The sequence below is a fragment of the Undibacterium sp. TJN19 genome (assembly GCF_049339485.1).
In the GTDB taxonomy this organism is placed as follows: domain Bacteria; phylum Pseudomonadota; class Gammaproteobacteria; order Burkholderiales; family Burkholderiaceae_D; genus Undibacterium.
In genome coordinates, this window is record NZ_JBMPPL010000005.1 from 98,192 (window position 1) to 111,903 (window position 13,712).

At 51.0% G+C, this 13,712-nt stretch carries 9 protein-coding genes; 5 read left to right on the forward strand and 4 right to left on the reverse strand.

Annotation, left to right across the window (positions count from 1 at the left end):
- The first annotated feature begins 4 nt into the window (after window positions 1-4).
- The 5 genes from ACO0LH_RS15645 to ACO0LH_RS15665 all read left to right on the forward strand — a co-directional run bounded on the left by ACO0LH_RS15645 (window position 5) and on the right by ACO0LH_RS15665 (window position 5,308).
- Window positions 5-649: an FMN-binding negative transcriptional regulator gene (locus tag ACO0LH_RS15645; RefSeq protein ID WP_422942043.1), complete on the forward strand. Its 645-nt coding sequence runs from the start codon at window positions 5-7 to the stop codon at window positions 647-649.
- 19 nt (window positions 650-668) lie between these two features.
- A complete protein-coding gene (locus ACO0LH_RS15650) occupies window positions 669-1,136 on the forward strand; it encodes a GNAT family N-acetyltransferase (RefSeq protein ID WP_422942044.1) in 468 nt (155 codons plus the stop codon).
- A 74-nt stretch (window positions 1,137-1,210) separates the two neighbouring features.
- Window positions 1,211-1,582: a hypothetical protein gene (locus tag ACO0LH_RS15655; RefSeq protein WP_422942045.1), complete on the forward strand. Its 372-nt coding sequence runs from the start codon at window positions 1,211-1,213 to the stop codon at window positions 1,580-1,582.
- Between the two features lie 117 nt (window positions 1,583-1,699).
- Complete coding sequence (locus ACO0LH_RS15660) at window positions 1,700-3,760, forward strand: M13 family metallopeptidase (protein WP_422942046.1); 2,061 nt, start codon at window positions 1,700-1,702, stop codon at window positions 3,758-3,760.
- A 252-nt stretch (window positions 3,761-4,012) separates the two neighbouring features.
- On the forward strand, window positions 4,013-5,308 hold the full coding sequence (locus tag ACO0LH_RS15665; protein ID WP_422942047.1) for a GAF domain-containing protein: 1,296 nt from the start codon (window positions 4,013-4,015) through the stop codon (window positions 5,306-5,308).
- Window positions 5,309-5,364: 56 nt separating this feature from the next.
- On the opposite strand, the gene ACO0LH_RS15670 is transcribed toward ACO0LH_RS15665, so the two are convergent.
- From ACO0LH_RS15670 to ACO0LH_RS15685, 4 genes are read right to left on the reverse strand one after another with little or no spacing between them, the layout of a single operon-like run.
- Window positions 5,365-6,255 (reverse strand): hypothetical protein, encoded by an 891-nt coding sequence (locus ACO0LH_RS15670; RefSeq protein ID WP_422942048.1) that lies wholly within the window; start codon window positions 6,253-6,255, stop codon window positions 5,365-5,367.
- Between the two features lie 42 nt (window positions 6,256-6,297).
- Window positions 6,298-8,136 carry an adenylate/guanylate cyclase domain-containing protein gene (locus ACO0LH_RS15675; RefSeq protein WP_422942049.1) on the reverse strand — a complete coding sequence of 613 codons (1,839 nt, stop codon included), beginning with the start codon at window positions 8,134-8,136 and terminating at the stop codon, window positions 6,298-6,300.
- Window positions 8,137-8,150: 14 nt separating this feature from the next.
- Window positions 8,151-11,315: a filamentous hemagglutinin N-terminal domain-containing protein gene (locus ACO0LH_RS15680; protein WP_422942050.1), complete on the reverse strand. Its 3,165-nt coding sequence runs from the start codon at window positions 11,313-11,315 to the stop codon at window positions 8,151-8,153.
- A 44-nt stretch (window positions 11,316-11,359) separates the two neighbouring features.
- Window positions 11,360-13,705: a CHAT domain-containing protein gene (locus ACO0LH_RS15685; RefSeq protein WP_422942051.1), complete on the reverse strand. Its 2,346-nt coding sequence runs from the start codon at window positions 13,703-13,705 to the stop codon at window positions 11,360-11,362.
- Window positions 13,706-13,712 lie beyond the last annotated feature (7 nt).

Consider the following 13,712-nt stretch of genomic DNA (forward strand, 5'->3'; position numbering starts at 1 on the left):
AACCATGTACATGCCAGAACATTTTTCAGAACAGCGTATCGACATCCTGCATGCGCTGATACAAAGCTATCCACTGGCCACACTGGTCACACATGCGGAAGATGGTTTGAATGCCAACCATATCCCATTTTTGATCAGCCCTCCAACTGCCGCTGCGCCTTATGGCCTGTTGCGCGGCCATGTGGCACGCAATAATCCCATTTGGCAAAGCGCCGCAAATGGCGGCGAAGCCCTGCTGATCTTTCAGGGTGAGCAGGCTTATATCAGCCCGCGCTGGTATGAAGAAAAAAAACGCAGTGGCGAAGTCGTGCCTACCTATAACTATGCCGTGGTACATGCTTACGGCACCCTGCAACTGGTTGAAGATGAAACACGTTTCCTGGCCTTGCTGACGGACTTGAGCAATCACTTTGAAAGCACCATGCCACAACCGTGGAAAATCAGCGACGCACCAACCGACTACATCAGCCGCATCATGGAACTGATCGTTGGCATAGAAATACCGATACAGCGCATCACTGGCAAATGGAAAACCAGCCAGAACAAAACCTCGCAAGACCGCATGAATATCGCGAATGGCTTGCGCGAGCAAAATGCCAGCAATACAGTTGCCATGGCAAGCGTCATGGAAAACCAGTTATTCACCTGATGAAAGACAAACCTTAAAAATGACAACTATCAATCTAATCGTAAGGGCATTGAAAAGAGACGACCGCGCACAATGGGCTGTTTTATGGGAAGGCTATAACACTTTCTACGAACGCACCGGCGCTAACGCCTTGCCGGAAGAAATCACGGAAGCAACCTGGAACAGGTTCTTTGATGACAGCGAACCAGTCCATGCGCTGGTTGCAGAAGAAAATGGCCGCCTGCTGGGCCTGGCACACTATCTGTTTCACAGAAGTACCAGCCGCCTGGACAAGGTCTGTTATCTGAATGACTTGTTTACCGCGCCAGATGCGCGTGGCAAAGGTGTGGGCCGCGCCCTGATCCATGCCGTTTATGAGCAGGCGAGACTGGCTGGGTCACCCGTCACTTATTGGCAAACCCACGAAACAAATGAAACCGCCCAAAAGCTGTATAGGCAGGTGGCAGAAAAGTCCGGCTTTATTATTTATCGGCAGAACATGAAATAATCATTTGCAGCCAGTGCGCTTCAAAGAGGCTTGAGGGTAAAATCTGAGATTCCTCCAGCCTCACTATAAATCTTTTGAAAAATTATACTTTCCTGGCATTTGCAGCAATCAGTTTTGTGTATGGTATCTGGCATTTACGCATGCGCTTCTGGCCCAAAATACAGGTGCATGTGCTTTCTACCCGGGAAGAAATTACCGGACACGATGATGGTTTTGCCACAGGCTGGTTGCATGCCAAGCTCGAATACTGGCATGCTTCAAAAAAATATAATGTGAGCTGGCGCGGTGACTTAAGCGAACATAACTTCCTGCCAGAAGCAATCTGGATGATCATCCCGCCTACGGAACCTGAAAATCCGCGTTTCCAAGGCAGCCTGGCGAAACCTGTTTTTGCCTTATGCATATCAGTGTTGTCTGTATTTTGTTACTTTCACAGTTTTTCCTGAGTCGTCTTCTCAAATTTGCTACGCTGCAACACAAGTTTCTGCAATTTCGCTGAACTTTGTCGATCTGCACCTATCTATTGCTGGGACCATCCCAGAATCCATCCTATAGGAAAACCCATGAACCGCTCCCTCATTTCCCTCGCTCTGGCGGGCCTGTTTGCATCTGCCCTTACTGCACCGGCCTTCACTGCTGGCGCCGCAGAAGCTGTTACCGCAACACGCGCCTCGGGTATCGATTTGCAATGGATGGATAAAAGCGTGCGTCCGCAAGACGATTTCTTCCAGTTCATGTCAGGCAAATGGCTGGCAACCGCAGAAATACCGGCAGACCGCGGCCGCTTTGGTTCCTTTGACCAGTTGCGTGAATTATCTGAGCAACGTTCTTACGATATCGTCAAGGCACTGGCCGATAGCAATCAACTCAAAGCAGGCAGCAACCAGAAAAAAATTGCTGACTTGTACAATAGTTTCATGGATGAAGCCGGGATCAACGCGCTTGATATCAAACCGCTGCAAAGCCAGTTTGCGCGTATCGATGCCGTGACTGACAAGTCAAAATTGCCGGCCCTGATGGCCGACCTGAACCGTATCGGTGTGACTACGCCAGTACAGGCTGGTATTAACCAGGATGCGCGTGACGCTACCCGCTATGCGGTCTACCTGACGCAGAGCGGTCTGACCATGCCTGACCGCGATTATTATCTGAAAGATGAGGATGCCAAACTCGTGGGTTTCCGCGAGGCGTATCTACAGCATATGGAAAAAATGCTGGGCATGAGTGGCCAGGCAGATCCTCAGAAAACAGCCGCTGCCATCCTGGCGCTGGAAACCGCCATCGCAAAAATACAGTGGACCAAGGTGGAAAACCGTAATCCGGTCAAAACCTATAACAAAACCGATTTGAAGCAACTGTATCAGTTATTGCCAGGCTTTGACTGGTCCTCTTATTTCAAAGCCAATGGCATGAATGGCAAACTCGATTATGTCATCGTACGCCAGCCTGAATTTTTGAGTGGTCTGGCAAGTGTGCTGGCCAATACCTCACTCGATACCTGGAAAGCCTATCTGAAATGGCAAACGCTGAACGCCTACGCACCATTTTTGAGCCAGCGCTTTGTTGATCAGGATTTTGAATTCACCAGCAAAACCTTGCGCAGCGTGCCTGCCAATCAAGCTCGCTGGAAACGCGCAGTGGCCAGGGTAGAAGAAAGCATGCCCGAAGCACTCGGACAGCTCTATGTAGAGAAATATTTCCCGCCTGAATATAAGGCACGCATGCAAAGCCTGGTTGAAAATGTACTCGTCGCATACAAGCAAAGCATAGAAACCCTGAGCTGGATGGGGCCGGAAACCAAGAAAGAAGCACTTAGCAAACTGGCCAAGTTCACGCCCAAGATCGGCTACCCGGATCAGTGGCGTGATTACAGCAAGCTGATGATTTCCAAAGACGACCTGGTCGGCAATGTCATGCGTGGCCGCGAACATGAATACCAGCGTCAACTGACCAAGCTGGGCCAACCCGTCAGCCGTAAAGAATGGGGCATGAGTCCGCAAACAGTGAATGCCTATTACAACTCCAGGCAAAACGAGATCGTTTTCCCTGCCGCCATTTTGCAGCCGCCTTTCTTTAACCCGGCGGCGGATGATGCAGTTAATTATGGTGGTATAGGTGCTGTCATCGGCCATGAAATCAGTCATGGCTTTGATGATTCTGGCAGTCAGTCTGACGGTGATGGTAACCTGCGCGACTGGTGGACCAAGGAAGACAAGGCCAACTTCGGCAAGCTGACTGCTGCCATGATTGCTCAATACAATGCCTACAGCCCCTTGCCTGGCTATCACATCAATGGTGCGCTGACCCTGGGTGAGAATATCGCCGACAATTCAGGCCTCGCGATTGCCTACAAAGCCTATCAAATCTCGCTAGCTGGCAAGCCTGCACCTGTCATTGATGGCTTTACTGGCAACCAGCGCGTCTTCATGGGCTGGGCGCAGGTCTGGCGCGGTAAATCACGTGACGGGGAAACCATACTCCGCATCAATACTGACCCGCATTCACCTTCCATGTTCCGTGGTAACGGTCCATTGACCAACCTGCCTGAGTTTTATTCAGCCTTTGGCGTCAAAGAAGGCGACAAGATGTATGTTGCGCCCGAAAAACGCGTCACCATCTGGTAAGTAAACCTCCCCTCAGAATAGGGCTGTGCTTTGCCTGTTCTGAGGGTTTCATTCCCATATGCGTCATTTTTGACATTTCCAAAGACGCGATTTGGTGAAATTGCAGGCAAATCATGTCTATTTCGCCAAAGAAATTGTTGAACTTCTGCATTTTTTCCATACGCCCTGTTAAGCTTGTCAGTGTCACAACGACTAGGCCGTTCAGCTGTGGCAAAATAGACGGGAAAATGTTCAATCTATGAAAGCGAATTTATGAGTTTTGTGCGCCGCATCCAGCAAGATAAGTATGATGTCTATGATAAAGACGACGTGCATGCTCGCTTACATTTTTTCAAGAACCTGCAAACCATTACCAATGCGATTCATTCGACCAGCAATATCGAGCAAATCATGCTTGATCTGTCGCAAAGCATTTGCGAACTGTTCGATTGCGAACGCCTGACTTTATATTCTGTTAATTTCAGAAAAAACGCCATAGAATCAAAAGTCAAGACGGGTCTGACTTCATTCAAAGATTTCTCCTTGCCGATATCAGAAAAAAGTATCGCCGGTTTTGTTGCCATGAGCAAACAAACCATGAACATCATCAATGTCTATGACGATGTCGAACTGAAATCCCATTCGCCCAAGCTGGAATTCTTGCGCCGTGTTGACCAGCGCACAGGCTTTCGCACCAAGCATATGCTGGTTGGTCCGTTGATTCATGAACAAAGCAATGAATTGCTGGGTGTCTTGCAACTCATCAACAACCGCAATGATTGCCAGTTCCCACCTTTGCTGGAAGAAGGTTTCAAATACCTGCGTAATACACTGGCAGTTGCTTTTGCGCAACGTCTGATGTCGCCCCAGGTTATCCATACCAAGTTTGATTCCCTGATCAAGTCATCGGTGCTGTCGATTCCTGAACTGGGTCTGGCTGCGCGGGCAGCACGCCGCAAAGGTGTCGATGTAGAAGATATCCTGGTTGATGAATTTGAAGTCAAACTGGCAGATATAGGCAATTCGCTATCCAGCTTTTTTGAATGCCCTTACCAGCCTTTTGTGCCAGACCGCGTCAGGCCAGATGTGCACAAGAATTTCAAACGTGCCTATGTGGAAGACCATCACTGGATCATACTGGAAGAAAATGCTGATGGACTGACCATCATGACGACCGACCCGGAACGGGTCATGGCGTCGCGCATTGTGCACAGTCTCTTCCCTATCGCCAAGATCAAATACTGTGTGACAACCCAGCGTGAATTCAGGCAAACAGTAGACCAGTTCTTCGGCGAGACAGAAAATACCGTCACCAATACTGAACAAGTAGCGCAAGATGCCATTGATACCGTTTCCGCTGCCGAAAGCGCCTTGCTGGCCCAGGTGCGTGAAACCATCGTCAATTCATTCGCAAAAAGCCATCCAGAATTTCAGATCGATGTACGCTCACGCGATGACAAGACTGTCAGCCGCATGCACAAGGATGGTTCGGTGCAGCGTATTGCCGGCCAGGTCATCGTCGATTTCCATGTCGACTTTCTCGACACCGGCATGAACACGCCTATGTAAATCCATTAAATACGTTACATACATTTAACTGCTGCTGACCAGTGCAGCAGCAGTTTTTATTGCATTGTTTCAGGCAATTTCAGCAAATCCGGGCGCTGCCTGGCAATCAATTGCCATACCGCTCTGGCTTCTGCATAAGCACGTTTGTTTTGCAGCATGGCCGCATACAATACCCATTCTTCCAGTGCAGCATTTTCTTCCGGTTTCAAATCCAGCAGGCTGGCGGCATCGGCTTTGCTGGCCAGCCTGAATTCTGCCCTTGCCGTATACGATTTGCCATCTTTCGGCGAGACATAAGAGATTTGCCAGCGATAAGCAGTACCATCTTCCAGCACAAGCTTCTCCGGTAACTGCCAGTTGTTTTCTTTTACTTTTTCAGTAACGATCAGTTTGTCTTCCAGATCATAGATACTGACTTCATATTCAGCCACCTCTGCCGCTATCCAGTTAAAGGCAGGATGTTTTGCTATCAGCAGTGAATTGGCTTCAGGCGTGACCAGCAAAATACGTGGCGGCAATTGCCGCATGCGCACGGCACCAGCGATGACATTACTGGTTTCGGCAGCCCGTACCAGTTTTTCTGCCATCGCTTTGACGACTACTTTTTGCCCCTGCAGACTGACCACGCTATCCTTTTCAACCGTCACCACGGCAGGCCCGGTGACTTGATAAACGGACCGTGTCGCATACAATGACAGCGATGCCCTGGCACCCGCATCCACCGTAATCTGCATCCTGGGTTGCAGGTAAGCCAGCAATTGCAGTTTGCTGCTGACGCCATTCACGTCTATCTTGCCACTGCCCTGCAAATCCAGCACCATACCTACTGCCGTATCTGCATGGGCCATCGCCGTGGTCAGTAAAAATAACAGACCGGCGACAAAGGCGAAACCGGCATTAAAAATAACGGAAGACCGGTACAGGAAATAAGCTGAATTTTTATTCATGCTGGACATAATGTGTTTTTTCATAAAATCAAAATCTGCTGGTCAAATAACTGCTGCTTCAGGCCCAGGTGGCAACTGCCAGCCAAATACAGCAAGCGCTGATCGCCCCTTCAGGTGTTTTTCACCCAGAGTGACAAAAGACGACGCATCTGACAGTTTCGCCATGACTGCGTCAGAACATACCACTGGATAGCCAACATCCTTGCATAAGCCTTCTATACGTGCAGCGGTGTTGACTGTATCACCAATTGCCGTATATTCATGCCGCTCTTCTGATCCAACCTGGCCGATGACAGCATCACCGCTATGCAAACCTACACCGATTTGCAACGTGTGCTTGCCTTCAGCCTGTAATTCCAGATTAAGCACAGCCAGGGCATGCAACATTTCGCGTGCAGCATCGAAAGCGCTCTGTTCAGGGCAAGCCAATGCATTGGGCGCGCCGAAAAAAGCCATCAATCCATCCCCAATGAATTTATCTATGGTGCCCCCATGCTGATGCACGATCTTGCTCATGACAGCAAAATAGCGGTTGAGCAAACTGACCACATCTTCTGCCTGTGCATGCTCGCACAGGGTGGTAAATCCACGGATATCAGAAAACAGCACGCAAACAGGCAAGCGCCGGCTTTGCCTGTGCATGTCAACACGGCCTTCAACGATTTCCTGCATGACTGACGGGCTGACGCGCCCCGAGAAAGCGCGGCTAAGGCGCTGCTTGTCAATAAAATGCTGCCACGCCTGCCAGGCACTGCTGGCACCAAAAGCCAGTAAGCCGGTCAGCAGAACCGCACTTGGCGGCAACCAGAAATCATATTGCATGGCGACCGTGCTTGCAGTCAGCATGCCTGCAACCGCAACTGCGAAAATAAAAAATTTATAGCGCGTTGCCGTACCTGACCAGAACAGCGCAAACAAGCAGCACAGAGGAAACAATATCGATAAACCGGCAACCTCCACTAGCCGCTGGTTCAACATGCTGCGCAACAACTGAGCATGGGCTAGCACACCGGGATTGGGCTCGGTTTCCGGGAGCCATTTCGCCAGGGGTACCGGCAAGTCAACCAGGTCAACCGCTTCCAGCGTTGCACCCAGCAACACCACCTTACCGGCAAAAAGCCGCTTCAACTCAGCCTGATTGCCTTGAGCGGCCAGCTTCAATACCTGCTGTAAAGGGATGTAATCAAACCGCCCACCAAGGCGATAATTAATCAGGCCAGACCAGTCCTGGCGCATGCCAGCCGCTGCAGCCAGCTCACTGGCCAGGCCGCTGGCACCGCCATTTGGCTGACAATTGCGGCCAGGGAAGCGGCGTATCCGCTGGTCACTGTCGCGACAGAACTCCGCTGAGGCAATGGCCTGGAATTGCTCTCCCTGCATACCCAGCACTGCCGCATAATCAACCTGCATATTGCGAAAATGATGATGCTCCAGATCCCATATTTTTGCCACCACTACCGGTGTGCCCTGTATGGTTTCCAGCAGACCAGATAACAAGGCTTTGTGGAAATCCGTATTTTCCTGGCGGGTGGAAACGATGGTATCAAAACGTTTTTCCGGCAAACCCAGATCCATGCCTACCGCCCTGGCACCGGCCTGGTTCATGGTTTTTAAAAACTCGGCCAGATAGACATGGTTCAATACCAGCGGTTCATCCACCTGATCCAGGAAGGCTTCATTGATGCCGACTACTACGGGGTCAACCGCCACTGCTTGCGGAAAGTAGTGGCGCGATAACTTGAACTGCGCATCGAGGATTTTATTGTCGATTACAGCCACGACAGAAGAATGCAAAAAGAAAAAGGCAAGCGCCAGCAAAACCAGGAAACCCGTTACTTTTATCCAGTATGCGGGAGTGATTTTGGTAAAGCTCGCTGGCATTTTCATCATACGGATCAGGGTTTCAGCAAACCGCTGGAATTGGGCAACAGACCGCCTCGCCCAGCCACACTGAGGGAACTGCCACTGCCGATGCGGCATAAGTCCGCTGACAGATCGCCAAGTTCGACAGGCTGCGCAGCCAGCACCAGCAGGCTGGCAGAAAAATCCACCTGCGGGCTGCTTAATCTTATCACGCCGTTGACGCCATCCGGCGCTGCTGCCTGGATCAGGTTTTTGGAGACACTGCTGAACAATTGCGGTGGCCCGCCGACAAGCAGTTGATTGCCGCTGGCAATCGTCGCATCAACTTCAATATCGACATTGCCGCCGCTGGCTGCCGTAGCAGCCGTGTTCGCCTGTATGAAGCCATTGCGCAACACCAGCGCAGGAGCAGAAATATTGATATCACCGCCGTTACCAGTTTGCAGACCATTGACCGAGGTGGTGATTTGTGAACGGTCAAGTACCACAGGGCCACCACCGCGCAGGCTGATACTGCCACCGTTGCCGTCATGCGCACTGGTGGTGATGGCGCTGCCAGTAGCAAGCAGGCGCTGGGCATATTGGATACGAATATCACTGGCTGCGACATTACCACTTGCAGATGCCGTAATTTGCGCCTGCCGCAATTTGATGATGGGTGCATCCACAGCCAGCAAGGTTTTCGCCGGCGCAGTAGCCGTGGCAGACAACTTGACCTGTGCGCCATTACGAATGGAAAGCAGGCCTTGATCGAGGCTCAGGCTTTCTGTCGCCGTAATAGTGATATTGCCGGCATAACCGCTTGACGCGCTACCGGCTTCAGAACTGATCGCCGCATTGCTGTTGACACTGACCGTGGCAGCCTTCACATTCACCTCACCCGCTTTGCCTTTGGCATAGGCACTCGATGAAATTTGCGCTGCATTTTTCAAGCTGATATCGGTCGCGGTGACATTGACCGTACCCGCATTACCGGTCGATCTGCCGGTGACTTCATCGCCGGCATTGGCGCTGCTGAGTATGCCTGTTACCACCGGTGGCTTGTCTGTATCAACATTACCAGTTGCAGAGGTAACGGCCAATTTGCCATCCAGGTTGATACTGCCAGCATTGACTTTGACTGTACCAGCAGAACCATTGGTATAACTGATGGTGGAAGATGAAATTTGTCCGCCTTCACTTAAAGCCAGCTTGCCTGTGACATTCACGTCGACATTCCCGGCATTACCCTGCCCTTGTGTACCAACATCACTGTATATACCTGTGGCCTGTCCCTTGCCGTTGATTGTCAAACTGTTGACATCGACGCTGACGGATCCGGCATTGCCGATAAATCGCGTGGCCGAAGAAATTCTGCCGCTATTTTCCAATAGCAGGGCCTGGCTGGTTTTCAGGGCGATGTTGCCACCATTGCCGACACCTATGGTCTCTGCGAGTACACCAGAACCATCGCCATTGATGGCGACATTGGCAGCAGTGACTGTAATGCCACCACTATTACCGTTAGTGTAAGTCGTCGAAGAAATCCTGCCGCCATCGATCAAGTTTAATTTATCAGCAACGCTGACATCGATATTGCCGCCGTTGCCACCCCGAAAACTGGCCGAGGTACGGAAATCACCGGCATCGCTATAGATACCGGCGCTCAGTCCCTGTCCGTCTATGGTCATCGTATTCGCCACGACCCGGATGGCACCAGCATTACCCTTGTCAAAGGCTGAAGTGGCGATACCGCCTTCAGAACTGATGGTCACCGGTCCGCGTACATTGACATCCACATTCCCTGCATTGCCAGAGCCGCCAGAAATACTGTTGATGCCCGTCGATACGCCATCACCATTGATCAACAACTCAGAGGCACTGACTTTTACGTCTGCCCCCATGCCAGATGTATAGCTTGCTGAAGATATCTGCGCACTGCTGAGTATACTGATTTTCCCGTTGGCGCTGACATCGACACTGCCGGCATTGCCACTACCTTTATTGCTGGTACTGACAATACCGGTATCGGGGCCATTGGCCTGGCTGCCATCGAGCAGAATTTCATTTGCCGTGACATGCACACTGCCGCCATTACCTGCGGCATTGGTGGACGACGAAATCAGGCCACCGTTCAAAACCGACAGTTTTCCCTTGACAGAAAAATCCAGGTTACCCGCATTGCCATGCCCATCATTGGCCTGACTGAATACACCGGTCACGCTACCCTGTCCATCAAGCAGGGCGCTGCCGGCATCCAGCTTGATGGTACCGGCATTGCCATCGGTGAAAGTCGATGTGGAAATACGGGCACCATTCAATATCGATAGCTGACCGCTGGCCACAATCAGCACATCCCCTGATCTGGCACTGCCATCTTTGGCATTGCTGAATATGCCGGTAGCCTGACTCGCATCCTGTGCGTCAATCACCATGTCGCCAGCCTGCACACGTATCTGCCCGCCGTCCACATTGCCAGAACCTGGGCTGCTGATACTGCCGCCATTGACAATGCGCAAACCGCCATCTGATTTTGGCAATTCGCCAGTCAACCCTACTTCCAGTTTTGCATTACCTGTAGCGGCAACGCGTATATTGCCGCCTAGCGCCAGCACGCTGGCATTGTCTATGGAAATGTCACCAGCAATGATACTCACCGCCTGCTGGGGCCTGGTCGTTAATGCTGCGCCCTCTTTCAATGCCACACTGGCGCGGCTGTTGCCCAGAAAACCAAAGGCTTCCGGGGCAGCCGCCGACAAGGTACTGGCACGGGCAGTATCTACATAGAAATTGCCATCGGCAAATTTCAGATAATTTGCGGTACTGACATGCAAGCCGGCAGGTACATCAACAACAGCACCTGCACCAAAAATCACGCCAGCTGGATTGATGAAATAAAAATGCGGCTGATTGCCTATGCCAGGGCTGAGTTGCAAAAGACCATTGATGCTGGAAGCATTACCACCCGTAACACGCGCAATCACATTTTGCAAAGCCGTGCTGGTGGTAAAAGTAGCCGACTCACCACTTTCTATACTAAAGTTCTGGAAGCTGTGAAAAAGGTTGCCACCCTTGGTGGTTCCCAGGCTTTGCGGCACGACGAAATTGCCGGTCAGGGTTTGCACCGGTCCGACCGTGCCATCGGTTTTGGCACCGGCAAAGGCAAATGAAGATACTGAACCAAATGCAAGCAACAAACTACACTTCAACATACTCATGCGATGTTGTCTTTTATCTGCTGCTGATTGCAGGCTAGTACTGATCATAACCAGCTCCCGACCATGATAAATGGTGCCCAGTAAAAAGGATGATTGAAACTCTCATTGCTCAGCAATTCCAGCTGCGCCTTTTGCAGGGCCTGCGCCTTGCTCACGCCAGGCATCGCCAGATTGCGATAGAACTGCCCCATCAACATCGTGGCAGCATCATCCGATACCGGCCATAGTGAACCTAAAGCGCTTTTGGCATGGGCATTCAGAGCTGCGCCGCTCAAGCCCAATGGTGCCCTGTCATCACCTTCGGCCGTTTCGCAGGCAGACAGCGTCAGCAATTCCAGTTCCTTGTTTTTCATATTACCTGCACGCAGCAAGTTTTGCAGCTTATCCATATTGATCAGGTCATCGTGCGCCATCAAAAATGTATCTTCCGCATTGCCACCAAATACGCCATGCGAGGCAATATGCACGATCTGAAAATCACCAGTCTGTACTTTCTGACCAAAAGCAGCCACAGTAAAATCAGCATTCAGCAAGGTATTTCCCGGAGCCAGTTTTTGCAGGGTTTTGATTTCCTGGTCAACTCCGGCCAGCGCCAGCAATTGCTGTAACTGTTGATGCTGCTGTTTGTTCAAAGGCGACGCGGCATTGATTTTTACTTCAGCGGCAGAAGCAAAGTTGCGCTGGGTATTTCCACGCAGGCTTCTGGTCAGCACACCGCGTGCAATTTGTCGACCACCCGCGCCCGCCTGGGTATCAGTCGCCAGCAATTGCGTTACCATAAAATCGGGAAGTTTATCGACAACGGCGCCCGGCTCGCTCATGCCAGCCAGCAAGGTCTTGTAATGCTTGTCCGGATTATTGCTAATTACAGAATCGGTCAGTGTCAGTGCAGGTACCACGGCGATAGCGTATTTTTCCACGGCGTAGCGCTGCCCATCGTGCAAGGCAGCAAAAGGCAACATGCGCAAAACCCCATCCGGCACGATCACCAGCGTGCTGATTTTTTCCTGCTCAAGCAGTGCATCCACGGGCGCCAGCAAGCTGGCGTACATTTTTTTCGCCTGTGGTTTAACGGCCTGGCCACTTCGTAAATCGGCGATAAAATTTTCCACCTCCGCGCGTAATTTTTTTGATGACACGGCGACACTGCGATGCTGCAAGCCATTCGCGGTTTCCAGTAATAATTCCAGCCTGTCCGTAAAAATGACGGGATACAGAATGGCAGTGCCAGCCTGGATAGTCGCTTTCTTATGGTTCGCCCTTGCGCTTTCCACGGCACAGCGGTCACCCAGATAATCTTGCAGCTCGGTTTGCTTGCTCAATTCCAGCACAATGCGGGCACGTCGCAATTGCATATCTTTTTGCTCAGGCTCAAGCTTGTCTGCACTTTGCAGCAGCAGATCGGCCAGCGCCAGGTACACTGGTTCCAGGGTTTCGCGGAAAGAGGATTTACCATCCTGATATTCAACCGGGATATCAGAACGTATGGTCTCTATATGCACTACCGCTCTTTGATAGGCGGCAATTGCCTGTTCAGTTTGCGCCTGCTGACGCAAGATGCGGCCACGTCGCGATTCCAGATTCATCAGCAGTTCATAGGCGTTGACCAACTGCGCAGCCATTACGCCTTTGTCTGTCAATGCCAGTGCATCGATATTTCTCTGCTGGTCTTCATATAATTGTGCAAGATGATCAAGTGCCTCAGCCAACAGACGGTCATTATGCTTCGCACTGGCCAGTTCCCGCGCATTTTCAAAAGACGCATAGGCCAGGCTTAAACCTTCCTTGCCCAGGGCTTTTGCCTGCACTCCCAGATTGATATTAAAACGGGCACGGGCGTTCAGGTCTGCCAGCGCAGGCAAGCCCTGAGAGAGCGTTTGCAATTTTTGCAAACGCACAGGGATAGAGAGGCTTTTGGCATCAAGTTTATTTAAATTCAAACCCACGCTGAGTGAAATAGCCATATCATCTGGCGCCAGTTTCAACGCAGATTCATAGCTCAAGCGCGCCTGTTCAGCCTGGCCAAGGTTCTGCTGCCAGTTACCTAAAGATATCTCGTACTGTGCTTTTTCTACAGGTTTGGTGGCATTATCAACGGCAAAATGCAGATAAGTCCCTGCCTTTTCTGCCTGGTGTATCTGGATATAAGTCTGGGCAATAGCGACTGCTAACAGCACTTTTTCACCTTGATAGACCGTCCTGCCGTATACCATCAGCAAGCTTGGCAAGGCCTGCGCATAACTGCTTGACTGACAATACTCAAACGGCTTTCTCAGCGGCTCTTCGGCCAGTACCTGAGAGTGAATGCAAAAACTGGCAAGAGCTGCAAAACTGACCCTATAAAGTTGGGCAATGAGCAGATGAAAGCCTGAACGTTTGCGTATAGTCATGACAGGC